The sequence below is a fragment of the Flavobacterium piscis genome (assembly GCF_031457575.1).
GTDB classification, from domain to species: Bacteria; Bacteroidota; Bacteroidia; order Flavobacteriales; family Flavobacteriaceae; genus Flavobacterium; species Flavobacterium piscis_A.
In genome coordinates this window covers 1-15,233 of sequence record NZ_JAVDWQ010000011.1, presented here as the reverse complement: position 1 = coordinate 15,233, position 15,233 = coordinate 1, and the positions used below count along the sequence as shown (strand labels likewise).

The following is a 15,233-nucleotide window of genomic DNA, read 5'->3' as shown; positions in this document are numbered from 1 at the left end:
AAAATGCAAATTCAAGTTATAAAATCAAAAATACACCGTGTTAAAGTAACCGGAGCCGATTTAAATTATATTGGCAGTATTACTATTGACGAAACTTTACTGGAAGCCTCCAATATTATTGAAGGTGAAAAAGTATCTATTGTTAACATAAATAATGGAGAACGTTTTGAAACTTATGCTATCAAAGGCGAGAAAAATTCGGGCGAAATTACACTGAATGGACCCGCTGCCAGAAAAGTTCAAAAAGACGATATTATTATTATTATATCCTATGCTACCCTTGATTTTGAAGAAGCAAAATCTTTCAAGCCATGGATAGTTTTCCCAAATGAGAACGATAATTCGTTGACTTAGAAAATCAATATTACATTTAGTTTATCTACAATTGGTCAATTTTTTTGAGCAAATCAGTTTTTTTTGCCTAAAATTAAACTCGCTTTTTACATCTAAATTGTACTGCTTTTTTACAAATTCATTTCCACAAAAAAGCAAATAAAGTATTATATTGCTACACTATTTTAATTTATTGTAACGCTAAAACCATGAAAAAAGTTTTCCTTTTATTTGTTCTAATTTCTTTTTCTGCTTTTTCACAAAAAAAATTCGACAATATTCAGTCAGAAAAAATGGGTGAAGAAAGAAGAATAACCATTGGGCTTCCTGATTCCTATGATGCGAATCCTAATAAAAAATACCCTGTTTTGTATTTATTGGATGGGGATTATCTTTTTGATCCTTTTTCCGGAGCTGCGAAGTATGGTTCATACTGGGATGATTTGCCTGAAATGATAATTATAGGCATTCATCAAAACAAAGACGGAGAACGCTATGAGGATACTACAATTGATCAAAACACCGGGCTGCCATTTGAAAAAGGGGCAGAATTTTTTGAGTTTATCGGGGCAGAACTTATTCCGTATATTGAAAAAAAATACCGTACAACTCCTTTTAGAATTATTGGCGGGCACGATACGACAGCGAGCTTTATCAATTTTTATTTGTATAAAGAAAAGCCTCTTTTTAAGGCATATATCTGTTTAAGTCCTGAACTGGCCCCAAAAATGGAAGTGCGTATTCCAGAGCAGATCGCTAAAATAAAAGAACCTTTTTTTTATTATCTGTCGGTTGCGGATGGTGATATCAAAAAAATCAAGGAACCTGTTGAAAAGCTGGATAGTAATATAAAAATCGCCAATAACCCGCTAGTGAATTATAAATATGATTTGTTTAAAGGGACTACACATTATACAGAAGTTTTACATTCGGTTCCAAGCGCATTATACCATATTTTTGAAGCTTACAGACCCATTAATTCTGTTGAATATAAAGACAAAATTGCTGTGCTTCAATCTGGTTATGCTGATTATTTAGAAAATAAATATGCTATGATGTCAACGGTTTTAGGTGTTCAGATTCCGGTACGAATGAGTGATTTTAAGGTTGTAGAAAATCTGATACTAAAAAACAAAGCTTACGATGAATTGGGCAAAATGGCTGAAATTGCCAATGTACAATATCCAAAAGCCATGTTGGGCGAATATGAATTGGGATTAATGTATGAAAAAATGGGAGATCCTAAACGAGCTTCCAAAAAATATCAAAATGCTTCACAAATGGAACCAATAGGTGATTTGGATAAGGACATGATGTATGAAAAAATAGATGAGATGAATACGCTGGCCAAACAAAGTAAATAATGTCAAAAGTTAAAACTTCTTTTTTTTGCCAGAATTGCGGAACCCAATATGCCAAATGGCAGGGACAATGCAATGCGTGCAAAGAATGGAATACTATTGCGGAAGAAATTATTCAGAAGCAGGAAAAAGTGGCATGGAAAAGTGAACCAACCTCAACAAGCAAAGCACCACGCCCATTAAAAATAAACGAAATTGATTCGGCTCAGGAAATTCGGATGGATACGACCGATGGTGAATTAAATCGTGTTTTGGGTGGAGGAATTGTTCCGGGATCTTTAACACTTTTGGGTGGAGAGCCCGGAATAGGAAAAAGCACACTTTTACTTCAAATTTCATTAAAGCTACCTTATAAAACGCTATATGTTTCCGGCGAAGAAAGCCAGAAACAGATAAAAATGCGTGCCGAAAGAATTACGCCCAACAGCGATAATTGTTATATTCTGACGGAAACCAAAACGCAGAACATCTTTAAACAGATTGAAGCTATTCAGCCTGAAATTGTTATTATAGACTCGATTCAGACTTTACATACTGATTATATTGAATCAACAGCAGGAAGTATTTCTCAAATTAGGGAAACGACTGCAGAACTGATAAAATTTGCCAAGGAAACCAATATCCCCGTTATTTTAATTGGGCATATTACCAAAGATGGAAATATCGCCGGACCAAAGATTCTGGAACATATGGTGGATACCGTTTTACAATTTGAAGGCGACCGAAATCATGTATACCGAATTTTACGTTCGCTAAAAAACCGTTTTGGCTCGACAGCAGAATTAGGAATTTATGAAATGCTTGGAAGCGGTTTACGAGAAGTTAGCAATCCGTCAGAAATTTTGATTTCACACAAAGACGAAGAAATGTCAGGTACTGCGATTGCCACAACAATGGAAGGTATGCGTCCGCTGATGATCGAAATACAGTCGCTTGTAAGTACTGCAGTTTACGGAACGCCTCAACGAAGCACTACTGGCTACAACGCTAAAAGACTGAATATGATTTTAGCTGTTTTAGAAAAAAGAGCGGGGTTTCGTTTGGGTGCAAAAGATGTTTTTCTAAATGTTACCGGCGGAATTTCTGTCGATGATCCTGCGATTGACTTGGCAGTTGTGGCTGCGATTTTATCATCCAACGAAGATATTCCGGTTACTAAAGGATTTTGTTTTGCGGGCGAAGTCGGGCTTTCCGGCGAAATTCGTCCTGTAAATCGTGTAGACCAGCGTATTCAGGAAGCCGAAAAATTAGGATTCAATACTATTTTTGTGTCTAAATACAACAAAATTGCTTTAAAAAATACAGGAATCAAAATAGAACTCGTGGCAAAAATCGAAGATGTAGCCAGTATTCTTTTTGGTTAATTTTTATAACCTACTTTATGAAATTTCCAAAACAAAAAATAATCAAAGCACTAACAATACTTGCCCTGGTATTAATGGTGCTTTTTTTAGGTTTTTACTTTTTTCGCGATTCGCTTTTAAAACAGGCTATTGCAAAAGTAACCCTGAAAATGAATACCGAATATAATAGTAAATTTTCTGTAAAATCAGCTTCTTTTGTTGGATTGTCAGGTATTAAATTAACTGATGTTATACTTGTTCCTAAAAACGCTGATACCCTTTGTCACATTCAACAAATAGAAACCAGTATTAGTTTATCTAATTTATTAGTTGGCGATGTTCAGGTTGGGACATTAAAAATCGATAATGGCTATATTCAATTGGTCAAAAAAGGAAAGGTTCGTAATTTTGATGCTTTCCTGAAAAAAGACAAAGCTGATACTGATAAAAATGAAAAGCGCAAATACGCCACTTTTGCCTATCGAATTATTTCAAAATTATTGAATTTGGTTCCGACTGATATGAATTTGGAAAAGTTGAAATTCAAAATTGACGATAACGGCAAAAAAGCTACAATTGCGATCAATAAACTGGTTTTGAACAACAAACAACTCGAAACCAATCTTCACGTTCAAAGCAAGAATTTTGACCAGAAGTGGAACATTAAAGGATTTGCTGACCCAAGAAATAAAAAAGCCGATATTCGATTTTTTAATCTTGATACCGGAGCTATTCGTGTTCCATATCTTGACGAACGCTATAACTTAAAAGCAAGTTTCGATTCAATTCGTTTAAATGTTGCAAACATTGACAAAGACGGAAGCGAATTACATATCGATGGTTACACTTCTATTGCCAATTTAAAAATCAACCATCCAAAGATAGCCAGTAAAGATGTTGTGATTAAAAATGCCCGTTTTGATTATCGATTTTTATTGGGTAACGATTTTATTTCAATTGACAGTACTTCAACTATGCAATTGAACAAAATAAAAGTGAAACCTTACGTTTCGTATAATGCGGAAAAGGATACGGTTTATACTTTGAAAGTTAATATTCCAAAAATGCAGGCACAGGATTTTATCGTTTCATTGCCTGATGGGTTGTTTACGAATTTTCAGGGAATGGAAGCCACAGGAAGTTTCGATTATAAACTGGATTTCAAATTCAATAAAAACAGACCAAATACATTAGTTTTTGATAGTAAACTGAACAAAGAGAACCTAAAAATCACCAAATACGGAGAAGCGAATTTAAATAAACTAAATGGTGAGTTCGTGTATCGGGCCATTATTCAGAATGTATTGCAGCGCCCGGTTTTGGTCGGAAATGCCAATCCAAATTACGCACCTTTAGAACAGATTTCACCTTATTTACGAAAATCCGTTTTAACGACTGAAGATCCGTCTTTCTTCTCACATCGCGGATTTATCAATGAAGCTTTTAAACAATCTATTTTAAAGAATATCAAAACCAAAAAATTCTCTCGTGGTGCCAGTACGATTAGCATGCAATTGATTAAAAACGTTTTTTTGACACGCGAAAAAACACTTTCACGTAAACTGGAAGAAATTTTATTAGTTTATATATTAGAAAACAACCGTGTGGCAAGTAAAGAGAGAATGCTGGAGGTTTATTTTAACATCATTGAATGGGGACCAAATGTATACGGAATAGGTGAGGCGAGTCGTTTTTATTTCCAGAAAAGCCCATCAGACCTGAGCTTGGATGAATGTTTGTTTCTGGCAACGATTATTCCGAAGCCAAGAAAATTCATGTATCAGTTTAATGATCAGGGTAATTTGAGGGATTACGCTATACAAAACCAAAAATTCCTTAGCAACTTAATGTTACGACGTGGCGTTTTGGTTTCTGAAGATACTATTGGAAGGTTTCCGGTGTATGTTTCCGGAAATGCGCGTTCGTTACTGCGAATTAAAGCTTCTGATTCAACAGCGATTCCGTTAGATTCATTATCGATGGAAGATGAATTTGATTTGTAGAATTTAGCGAACATAATGACAATATTGCGTTTAAAATGATGTTTTTGCTTGAAGGAGCAACATCATTTAAAATTCTTAAGAAATTCTTCTTTGTAAGTTGGAGAAACTTCGATTTCGGCTCCGTCGTTTAAAGTGACAATTCCGCCTTTATTATACGATTTTACACAATTCATATTGATGATATGCGATTTATGGACACGAATAAAAGGTAATGGCAAAATTTCTGAAAAGTGTTTTAAAAATCGACAAACCATTTTCTTTTTCCCGTTGCTTAAATATAAATCGGTAAAATTTCCGTTTCCGCGAAGGCGCACGATTTCTTCCATCTTTACGACTTCAAAGCCTTCAAGCGTTGGCAATATAACCTGTTGTTTTTCAGGTTTGGATTCATGGAAATTCTCGACAATGATTTTATTTCTGTTAAAGATTTCATGATTCATAATTTGATGATGAACCTTGTTTACAGCAACAATTAACTCTTCGATAGAAATGGGTTTCAGCAAATAATAGGCAGCACTTTGATTTAAAGCTTTTAAGGAATATTCAGAAAAAGCAGTTACAAATATGGTTTCGAATTGCAAATTTTTACAGGCTTCCAAAACATCAAAAGCATTTCCGAAAGGCATTTCCACATCCAGAAAAACCAATTGCGGCTGTAATTCATGCAACAAAGGGACGGCTTCTTTTATATTTTGTGCTTCCCCAACAACTTCAACCTGCGGACAATATTTACTCAAATAATTTTTGAGTACTTCCCGCGCTGCCAGCTCATCTTCGACAATTACACTTTTTATCTTTTGAAAAGTCATCATATTGTATCAATTAAAGGGAATATAATTTCAACTATTGTTCCTGATTCCGGCAATTCTTTCTCCGTGATAGCAAAAGAAATATTCTTTTTATACAATTCATTCAGCAAACCAATTCGTTCCTTTGTATTATTCATTCCTCTGGATTCATGTACTTTCTGATTACTTGTTTTAAGTTCCTGGCTTTTGGTTAAACCAATTCCGTTATCTTCAATAATTACAATTACTTTTCCGTTATTTAACTGAAATTGAAGATGTAATAATCCTTTTTTGTCGAGATAACGCAAGCCGTGCCAAATCGCATTTTCCAGATGTGGCTGAATAATCATATTGGGTACAAAAACACTTTCAGTGTCAAGATCTTTGTCAACCGTAATTTCAAAATCAAATTTATCCTGAAAACGCAAATGTTCTAAGTCCAGATATTTTTTTAATTGCTCCACTTCCTTGTCCAATATAATGAAATCCTTGTTGGAATTTTCCATCATATCGCGCATCAGGGTCGAATAGGAGGTCAGATATTTATTGGCTTCGAGTTCTTTGTTCTCAGAAATAAACTGATTGACGCTATTTAAACTATTAAAAATAAAATGCGGATTCATTTCACGGCGCAAAGACTGCAAAGCAATTTCCTTGTTCTTTGTTTTGATGGAAAAAAGTGATTTTACAATAAAAATAAACAAAAGCAAAAGCAATATAACCGATCCGATAAGAAAATAATTGAATGTGTTTTTCTTTGTAATCAATTCGTCTTTAAGTGATTTTTCTTTTTCGAGCTGACGAATTTTACCTTCTGTAATCTGGAACTTCTTAGTATTAATCAAGGTCGTGTCAGATTGAATTAACTGATCAAAATTTTGTAGAAATTCTTCATAAAGCGCCATGCTTTCCTTGTCATTACCTTCGGCTTTATAATATTTTACCAATTCTGATAACGTTTTTTTCGCTTCCGCTGAATTTCCTTTTCGGGAAGCCAAACCGTACGCCTCTTTTAATGATAAAAGTGCTTTATTAGGCTCTTCTTTTTTAAAATAAAGAGAGGCCAGTGATTGTAATTGTTTTATCTGGGTATTAAAATCCTGTTTGGTTACAGCTTCCGCCAAAAGCTTTTCGTTAATGTTAATTGCTTTTTCAAACTGATTGTCTGATGCATAAACGTTGGCTATTTCATTCTTTATTTTGATGATGGCTTCCGGTTTATCTTTTGCATAAGCAATGGCATTTTTATAGCTTTCAATTGCAACATCTTTATCCTTTAGTTGTAAGGAATTTTGCGCTTTCTGAACATACGCCTCGGAAACTTCTTCGGATTTTTTTTCTTTTTTAAGCAATTCAATATTCGAATCTACATAATTAGACTGACTCGCAGGATTCGCGTTATTACGTAAACGATTGGCATCATTTAAATTAATTTTTTCATCGGCTGCCGTTTCTGCTATTGAACCTGCAGCTTCATAATTTTTAATCGCCGAGCCGAAGTTTTTCTGATTTTCCTGTACTTTGGCAATGCTTCTCGTAACCCGGGTTTTATCGTCTGTAAGTTTAAGTTTCGTATAACTGGTCAGTGCTTTTTTATAATATTCTTCTGCTTTTGCATTATCACCTTTGTTCAGGAACTCATTGGCTAATTTTTCATAATTCAGAGCAATTTTTGATTCATCATTTTCATCAAATGAATTGGATAAATCTTCAGCTGCTTTGCTTATTTTGGCCTTATTACTTTTTTCGATTTTCTGTACAGGAGTTGCCTGGGCTATTATTCGCTGTGGAAACAATAGCACTAAAAAAAGCAGACTAAAACTAATTGACAAATGACGCTTCACAAATAAGTTATTTTGAAAGTGTAAAGTAACCTAATTTCAAATTCCTATCCTATATTTTTCACCAAGTCAAAAGACCTGTTGACCCATTCTGTCAAAAATACTTTTTTTTCGATCAATATATTTGCTGCCTAATCTTAAAATGATAATCATGAAAAAACTATTCTTCACATTTTTAATATTACTATTTTGTCAATTTATAATTGGACAGGTTTCAGGAAATGTCAATTATCAGAATCAGCAGCCTTATATCAGTAATACTATCAACATAAACTTTCCTGTAAATACTGATATTCTTGTAAATGTAAAAGGGCTGGCAAATGTAAAAGCAGATGCTTACACAGCAATTTTCAGCACAACTCAAACAGGTAAAACTGCTAAGGAAGTAAATGAATTAACTGACCAAAGAATTGCACGGTCACTGAATGAAATCAAACTTAAAAAAGGGGTCGAGATTTTTGTTGACATGATTTCATTTGTTCCTGTTTATGAGTATGAGGCAGAAAAAAAGGTTTTTAATCGTAAAACTTATAATGAAGTGCCAGCAGGATTTGAAGTAAAGAAAAACATTCATATAAAATACTCTGATCCCAATCAGCTGAATGAATTTATTTCGATTTTAGCTAATAATGAAATATACGATCTGGTAAGGGTTGATTATTTCTCGAATGCATTAGAAATAATTAAGAAAGAAATGATGAACAAAGCAAAGCTTCTGATTCAGGAAAAAATAAAAAACTATGAGGCTCTGCTTGGAGAGACATTTACGAATGCTGAAAAAAAAATTGTGGATGATTATATCATAAACTTACCAGTAGAAATGTATAAATCTTATGAAGCTTATAATACTTCTTCTTTAAACTTAAAAAAAGCAGCAAACATTAATCAGCTTAATAAATCTACTACACTTTATTATCAGCCTGTATTTAAAAAAGAGTTTGATTTTGTAATTAATCCGACTGTATCAGAACCTGTTATTCAAATACAATATGAAGTTAAAATAGCCATTAACAGAGAAAAGAAACAGGTTTCAAAAGCAGATAAGGAATTTATTCTGGTTACTCCAAATGGTGACTTAAAACCCCTGAATATGAATGCAGCCAGGCAAACCTATTAATCTTACAGGAATGTTTTACCAAGTCAAAATACCGTTTCACCATTTGTTCAAAAAACGAGGATTTTAAGTTTATAAGTTTGATCTGTAATCACCCAATTAAAACTTATAGTTATGAAATCAAACTTATTTATCTCGGCACTTTTGGCAACTGCAATCAGTTTTGCAAGCTGCAATTCATCCAATGCAAATCCAAAAAAGAAGACTAAAATTGAAAAGCCACTTGCAACAGAAAATACAAAAATACAAGTCGCTCTTTTATTGGACACTTCCAGCAGTATGGACGGACTAATCGATCAGGCAAAATCAAGGCTTTGGAACATTGTCAACACATTAACGACATTAAAATATGAGGGAAAAACTCCGGATATTGAAATTGCTTTGTATGAATATGGAAATGACGGACTATCGAAACAATCCAATTACATTCGACAAATAACGCCGCTTTCTACAGATTTGGATTTAATATCAGAAAAACTATTTGCTTTAAGTACGAACGGTGGTAAAGAATATTGCGGAGCTGTAATTCAGGATGCCACGAAACAATTAAAATGGGCGAAAGAAAGCCGTAACATGAAACTTATTTACATTGCAGGAAATGAAGATTTTAATCAGGGCGGAATAAATTATAAAGAAGCAATCAGCGATGCACTAAAGAATGATATTTATGTAAATACTATTTTTTGCGGAGATAAAACCGAAGGGATCAACACGCATTGGAAAGAGGGAGCCGATTACGGAAAAGGAAAATATTTTAACATTGATTCTAATGAATCCGTAAGATATGTTGCAACTCCTTATGATGATCAAATTACAAAATGCAACGAAAAAATAAACACGACTTATATTGGTTATGGCACTAAAGGTTCTGCTAAAAAAATGAATCAGGAAATGCAGGATAAAAATGCTCAGGGTGTTTCTGCTGCGAATTATGCTGAACGTGCCGTGAGTAAATCAAAAGCTGTTTATAAAAATGAAAGTTGGGATTTAATCGATAAAGTAAAAGATGACGCTACAGCTATTTCGAAAATTAAAAAGGAAGAATTGCCTGCAGAACTTCAGAACAAATCAACTGAAGAGTTAAAAACAATTGTCGCTCAGAAATCAAAGGAGAGAGAAAAGATTCAAAAAGAAATTGGCGAACTGGCCAAAAAGCGTCAGGAATTTATTGATAATGAAACAAAAAAGAGCAAACAGCAGGATGATTTGGGTAATGCTATCAATACATCGATAGTAAGTTTTGCAAAGGTGAAAGGCTATACGGTTGAAAAATAAATTGTGTCCTGAAATCTGTAAAACATGAAAAAGAATATTTTCATTCTGCTTTTGATTGGAATTTTTGGCGTGAGTTTTGCATGCAGAAACAAAAACGAAAAGCCATCAACAGTTATAAATTCAAAACCGGTTTATTCCTATGACGAGAAATTAAAGAGTGAGATAACTGAGATTCGGAGATTTTTGGGGAAATTTCCGAAATACAATTCAGAGGTTGCCTTCTTTTTAGATATGAAGATAGAATCAGGAAAAAACCGGTTTTTTATTTACGATTTAAAACACAATAAATTAATCAACAAAGGTTTGGTGGGCCACGGAACCGGATCTGAAACTGGAATTCCCGGAGAGCTAAAATTTAGTAATGTAAAGGATTCTCATTCTACTTCATTAGGCAAATATGCTATTGGCAACTCTTATGTGGGTATGTTTGGAAAAGCTTATAAATTGTATGGATTAGATAAAACAAACAGTAATGCCTTTGACAGAAATGTAGTTTTGCATAAATATACAGATGTTCCATTTGAAGAGCAGGAAAATCCAATTTGTAACAGCTATGGATGCCCAATGGTCAATGAAAAATTTTTTGGCGTAGTTGAAAAAATAGTGGACAACTCCAAAAAGAAAATAATTCTCGTTATTTACTATTAAACAAAACATAAAATCCCGATAACCATTAGTTATCGGGATTTTATGTTTTAATCAAATTCTAATTTACGGAGCAGGATCCGGAATAATAGTCTGAACGGCGTCAATTTCGGTTAAAATTTCTTTTGAAAGTGTGATGTCTATTGTGGCTATGTTTTCTTTTAATTGTTCCATTGATGTTGCGCCAATAATAGCACTTGTTACAAATGGCTGCTGCAACACAAAACCTAAAGCCAATTCGGTTAAAGTTAAGCCATGTTTATGAGCGATTTCCTGATATAAGCGAGTCGCTTTTGTGCTTTCATCGCTGTTGTAGCGTTTGTATTGCGGAAAAAGATTGATTCTGGCGTTAGGAAGAGGCTCTCCGGTTAAAAACTTGCCGGTTAAAACGCCAAAGGCTAAAGGAGAATACGCCAGTAATCCCACGTTTTCATGAATCGAAACCTCGGAAGAACCTACTTCAAAAAGGCGATTCAATAAATTATACGGATTTTGAACCGTTTTAATTTTTGGTAAATTCTGGTATTTGCTTTCTTCAAGGAAACGCATCATTCCCCAGGCATTTTCGTTGGAAACCCCAAGATGTTTTATTTTTCCTTCCTTGATTAGCCCATCAAAAGTTTCCAAAACTTCTCTGAAATTATCTTCCCAGGCATCATCATAACCATTAAAAGCCCTTTGTCCGAAATTATTCGTTTTGCGTTCCGGCCAATGCAGCTGATACAAATCGATATAGTCTGTCTGAAGGCGTTTTAGGCTGTTTTCTAAAGCATATTTTACACTGGCTGGTGAGAAGTCGCCTTTTTCACGCATGTAAGTGAAATTTGGATTTGATCCTGCAATTTTTGAAGCCAGAACTACTTTGTCCCGATTACCCGATTTTTTGAACCAGGTTCCAATAATTTTCTCTGTGCTTCCATAAGTTTCTTCCCGCGCAGGAACCGAATACATTTCGGCAGTATCAAAAAAGTTGACGCCTTTTTCAAGTGCATAATCCATTTGTTGGTGACCTTCTGCTTCTGAGTTTTGTTCTCCAAAAGTCATAGTGCCCAGACAAATTTTACTCACTTTTATGTCGGTATTGGGTAAAGTAGTGTATTTCATTTTTAAGTTTCTAAGATGCTGAAGAGCCAGGATTCTGAGTTTTCAGCTTTGACTATTATAAAAACCAAAGATACAAAGGTCTTTTTCAAATGGAAAAGGTTTGGAAGTTAAAAAAAGCTAAAGCTTTTTCTGAAATTTTGAAAATAGTCTTAAAAAAAATTAACTCTTCTGAATTCTTTTATAAAAAGGCAGAGTAATTAAAATTGATCGTTTTAACTTCTGATTTGTATTCATTTATTGGTTTAAAATCCTCTTTTATTGTAGGAGAATGTTTCTCTTTCTTACATTTTTGATTTCGAAATATGCCACTTATCGACTAATAATGCTTTTCATCTAAAACCTGTGAAATTTCATATTAAACCTGAGTTTACAAACTAATTTTGCTAAACCTTTCAAGTGAAAAATTGATGAAAATTCAAACCTTAAACAGGTGTTTTTACGTAGGGTAGAAAAACACAAAATCTAAAAAACAGATTTGGTGATTTTAAGGATATTGGAATACTATTAAAAATACTGAAATGAACAAATTGAACTATTCACCCAATTAACAAATATTTTTATGAAAAGAATTTTACTTGTTTTGTTTTTATTGCCTTTTTTGGGATTAGCACAGGTTATGCCGGCAGGAGATTATGTTATTTCTAGTGCATATGCAACAGATGCTTATCCGAATTTTAAGAATTTAACAACAGCTGTCACTTATTTAAACTTACATGGAATTGGTGGAGATGTTAGATTTTTATTAGATAATGATCAAACTACTACTACACAAATTACAATTAATGCTTTTAGTAATGCTAACAATAACACCGTTACTATAAAGCCTAATGCAGGCAAAAACATTATTATAAACAGTAATATGCAAAATGCATCTACTGGTTTACCGGCTGTTTTTTTATTTAACGGAGCTAGAAATGTAATAATCGACGGAAGTAATTCTATAGCAAATACAAAAAACCTAACATTGGTAAATACGGATAATCTTAGTTACACTCCAAGATCTGTAATTTGGGTTGCAAGTAATGGAACAACGGCTTCCACAAATATTACAGTAAAAAACAGTATTTTGAAATTTTCAAATCGTAATCAGCAAATAACTTTGCTTTCAGGGGTTTACTCTGGCACCAACGAAATTGGAGGTAATAATTCAATTAATGTACAGCAGTCTACGGCATCTAATTCTAATATAGTCATTGCAAATAATGAGATGATTAATGTTAAAGATGGAATTTATATCAATGGTAGCAACACTTCCTCTTTATCGCCTGCAGACTGGAAAATAGAAGGCAATAAAATTGGGAGCGATGTTGAGGCTGAAAAGCCAATAAGAGGAATGTATATTTCTAATGCTTTAAATTATGAAATTTCCGGCAACACAATATCTGGGATAAAAAATACCGAAAATCAAGGTAATGATGCAGCCGGGATTATTCTTCTGGGCAATAGTTCTGGTGCAATATCCGGTAATACTATTAACAATATTGCTAATACAATTTACAATAATGGAACATCTACAGCAGGGATTTTAATTAAATCTACGGGTGTTGCCAATATAAATAATAATATCATAAGTAATGTTTATAATACAACAGCTGACCCAAACAATTACAATTACCAGAATAAAGGACATGGTATATTTGTTACATCTGGCAGTGCAATAAATATTTATTATAATACTATTGTCATGCAAGATTCTCCAAGTGGTACTGCATACTCTTCTTGTTTATATACGACAGGCGGATCTAACATAAATATTAAAAACAATATTTTTATTAATTCGCAGCCTGACAGACATTATGCTTTATTTAATAATGGAGGAACAATAGCATCAATAAGTAATAACAATTATTATGCTACCAACTCTACTAACACATTTTCAAATAGAAATGGTTCAGATGAATACATAGGGACAACAGGATTTTCTGGTTGGAACATAGCTGTTTCTGATTCTAATTCACAAATTATTTTACCAGCATTTGTTTCAACAACCGATTTTCATTTACAAAATGTGACAGCTAATAATAGTTTATCAGGCGTTTCAATTTCAGGAATTACTACTGACATTGACGGAGAAAATCGCGAAAAACCGTACATGGGCGCTGATGAAGTTGCTGCATGCACGACAACTGAAACACCGGGCAATAATTACTGGAAGGGTTATGTGTACACTTATACGGAAACGCCAGCCGCTACAACGTATGCAGGTTCTGTAGCAGAGAAGCCGAATTTTGACAGAAATATAGATGCTGGAGCAATAACAGGAGACACATCTGTTGAGGCTAATGATTTTTGTGGTACAGCCCCTGATGATTATTTTTTTGTTAGATATTTAATGGATGTTACACTTGCAGAAGCAGGAGATTATAACATAACTGTTGGTGCTGATGATGGGTATCGTCTGTATATTGATAATGTTTTAGTTAATGGATTAAATGATTGGGGAGATCATGGTTACTCTTCTGCCTTTGTTAAGCAAACATTAAGCGCAGGAAGTCATCAATTTAAATTAGAGTATTATGAAAACGGAGGCTCTGCCAGAGTCAGTTTTTCTTACGGATTACCAAAAGGAGATGCTAATTTGCCTTTTGGAGATAATGTCTGGAATGTTTACGGGTTTGCAAAATCAAATCTGGATTTTGATAACACCGAATTAAGAGACAGTTATGCAGGCTATTATATTGATCCAAATATAAATATCAATTCACAAACTTTTTGGAATAAAGGCCAATCACCATCTGTAAATAATGGTGCCTGGAATGGTGCCCCAATTCAGGCAGATAATTTCACACTTACCTATAAGCGTAAAGGATTTCCTTGCGGTCGGTACCAAATTCAATTAGTAGATTGTGATGATGTTGTTCAGGTTTATATAAATGGAAGTTTAATTTTTACCCAGTCCTATACTTTTGCAGGAGGCATAATTAATAATGGGACTTATTATACATTAAATAAAGATTCAGAAATTGAGATACGACTTAGAGAAGATGGAGGAGATGCTAATGTTGCTTTTGATTTTATAGAAATTCCGTTTGTTTATGATGGTTCTGCTGCCCCTCCGGCCGGAAGTTCAATAACAGTGAACCAGGATACAAGTTTAACTAACAATCTGGAGGTTTGCTCTTGTTATATTGATGCTGGAAAAACTTTAACAGTACCAGCAGATGTTATATTGACTGTAAATGAAAACATTGTTGTTAATGCAGAGGGCAAATTAGTTATAAAAAATAATGGCTCGCTTTTACAGGATAGTAATGGGACCTATAGTGGTGCAGCAAATTCGTTTATAATGGAACGTATTTCTTCCCCCATGAAGAATTTCGATTTTAGCTACTGGTCCTCTCCGGTGTCAGGTCAGACTTTATTGAATTTATCACCCAATACTTTGTCTGATAAGTACATGTCATATTCTGGTACAGGCTGGAAACA

At 33.9% G+C, this 15,233-nt stretch carries 11 protein-coding genes; 8 read left to right on the top strand and 3 right to left on the bottom strand.

The annotated features are described in order from the left end of the window. Positions 1 to 3: 3 nt before the first annotated feature. From panD to J2W48_RS15390, 4 genes are all read left to right on the top strand, one after another. Positions 4 to 354: an aspartate 1-decarboxylase gene (gene panD / locus J2W48_RS15405; RefSeq protein WP_310282532.1), complete on the top strand. Its 351-nt coding sequence runs from the start codon at positions 4 to 6 to the stop codon at positions 352 to 354. A 188-nt stretch (positions 355 to 542) separates the two neighbouring features. Next, entirely contained in the window at positions 543 to 1,697 is a 1,155-nt protein-coding gene (locus J2W48_RS15400; RefSeq protein ID WP_310282531.1) for an alpha/beta hydrolase, read from the top strand. After that, complete coding sequence (gene radA / locus J2W48_RS15395) at positions 1,697 to 3,058, top strand: DNA repair protein RadA (protein ID WP_310282530.1); 1,362 nt, start codon at positions 1,697 to 1,699, stop codon at positions 3,056 to 3,058. Before J2W48_RS15400 ends, radA begins: the two co-directional genes overlap by 1 nt. Before the next feature lie 17 nt (positions 3,059 to 3,075). Next, entirely contained in the window at positions 3,076 to 5,040 is a 1,965-nt protein-coding gene (locus J2W48_RS15390) for a transglycosylase domain-containing protein (RefSeq protein WP_310282529.1), read from the top strand. Positions 5,041 to 5,102: 62 nt separating this feature from the next. On the opposite strand, the gene J2W48_RS15385 is transcribed toward J2W48_RS15390, so the two are convergent. After that, entirely contained in the window at positions 5,103 to 5,852 is a 750-nt protein-coding gene (locus tag J2W48_RS15385) for a LytR/AlgR family response regulator transcription factor (RefSeq protein ID WP_310282528.1), read from the bottom strand. Next, a complete protein-coding gene (locus J2W48_RS15380; protein WP_310282527.1) occupies positions 5,849 to 7,672 on the bottom strand; it encodes a tetratricopeptide repeat-containing sensor histidine kinase in 1,824 nt (607 codons plus the stop codon). The genes J2W48_RS15385 and J2W48_RS15380 overlap by 4 nt, the downstream gene beginning before the upstream one ends. 148 nt (positions 7,673 to 7,820) lie before the next feature. Between J2W48_RS15380 and J2W48_RS15375 the strand changes: the two genes are divergently transcribed. From J2W48_RS15375 to J2W48_RS15365, 3 genes are all read left to right on the top strand, one after another. Next, positions 7,821 to 8,786 (top strand): SIMPL domain-containing protein, encoded by a 966-nt coding sequence (locus J2W48_RS15375; protein ID WP_310282526.1) that lies wholly within the window; start codon positions 7,821 to 7,823, stop codon positions 8,784 to 8,786. A 111-nt stretch (positions 8,787 to 8,897) separates the two neighbouring features. Then, entirely contained in the window at positions 8,898 to 10,058 is a 1,161-nt protein-coding gene (locus J2W48_RS15370; protein ID WP_310282525.1) for a vWA domain-containing protein, read from the top strand. 24 nt (positions 10,059 to 10,082) lie between these two features. After that, positions 10,083 to 10,706, top strand: coding sequence for a murein L,D-transpeptidase catalytic domain-containing protein (locus J2W48_RS15365; RefSeq protein ID WP_310282524.1), 624 nt, complete (start codon positions 10,083 to 10,085; stop codon positions 10,704 to 10,706). A gap of 63 nt (positions 10,707 to 10,769) precedes the next feature. On the opposite strand, the gene J2W48_RS15360 is transcribed toward J2W48_RS15365, so the two are convergent. Then, positions 10,770 to 11,807 (bottom strand): aldo/keto reductase, encoded by a 1,038-nt coding sequence (locus J2W48_RS15360; protein ID WP_310282523.1) that lies wholly within the window; start codon positions 11,805 to 11,807, stop codon positions 10,770 to 10,772. A 559-nt stretch (positions 11,808 to 12,366) separates the two neighbouring features. Between J2W48_RS15360 and J2W48_RS15355 the strand changes: the two genes are divergently transcribed. Continuing rightward, the coding region (locus J2W48_RS15355) for a PA14 domain-containing protein (RefSeq protein WP_310282522.1) at positions 12,367 to 15,233 on the top strand (2,867 nt) is incomplete at its 3' end.

Coding starts and splice junctions, on each gene's coding strand:
- J2W48_RS15360 (WP_310282523.1), bottom strand. CDS start 11,807: ATGAAATACACTACTTTACCCAATACCGACATAAAAGTGAGTAAAATT.
- J2W48_RS15400 (WP_310282531.1), top strand. CDS start 543: ATGAAAAAAGTTTTCCTTTTATTTGTTCTAATTTCTTTTTCTGCTTTT.
- J2W48_RS15385 (WP_310282528.1), bottom strand. CDS start 5,852: ATGATGACTTTTCAAAAGATAAAAAGTGTAATTGTCGAAGATGAGCTG.
- J2W48_RS15375 (WP_310282526.1), top strand. CDS start 7,821: ATGAAAAAACTATTCTTCACATTTTTAATATTACTATTTTGTCAATTT.
- J2W48_RS15365 (WP_310282524.1), top strand. CDS start 10,083: ATGAAAAAGAATATTTTCATTCTGCTTTTGATTGGAATTTTTGGCGTG.
- radA (WP_310282530.1), top strand. CDS start 1,697: ATGTCAAAAGTTAAAACTTCTTTTTTTTGCCAGAATTGCGGAACCCAA.
- panD (WP_310282532.1), top strand. CDS start 4: ATGCAAATTCAAGTTATAAAATCAAAAATACACCGTGTTAAAGTAACC.
- J2W48_RS15390 (WP_310282529.1), top strand. CDS start 3,076: ATGAAATTTCCAAAACAAAAAATAATCAAAGCACTAACAATACTTGCC.
- J2W48_RS15370 (WP_310282525.1), top strand. CDS start 8,898: ATGAAATCAAACTTATTTATCTCGGCACTTTTGGCAACTGCAATCAGT.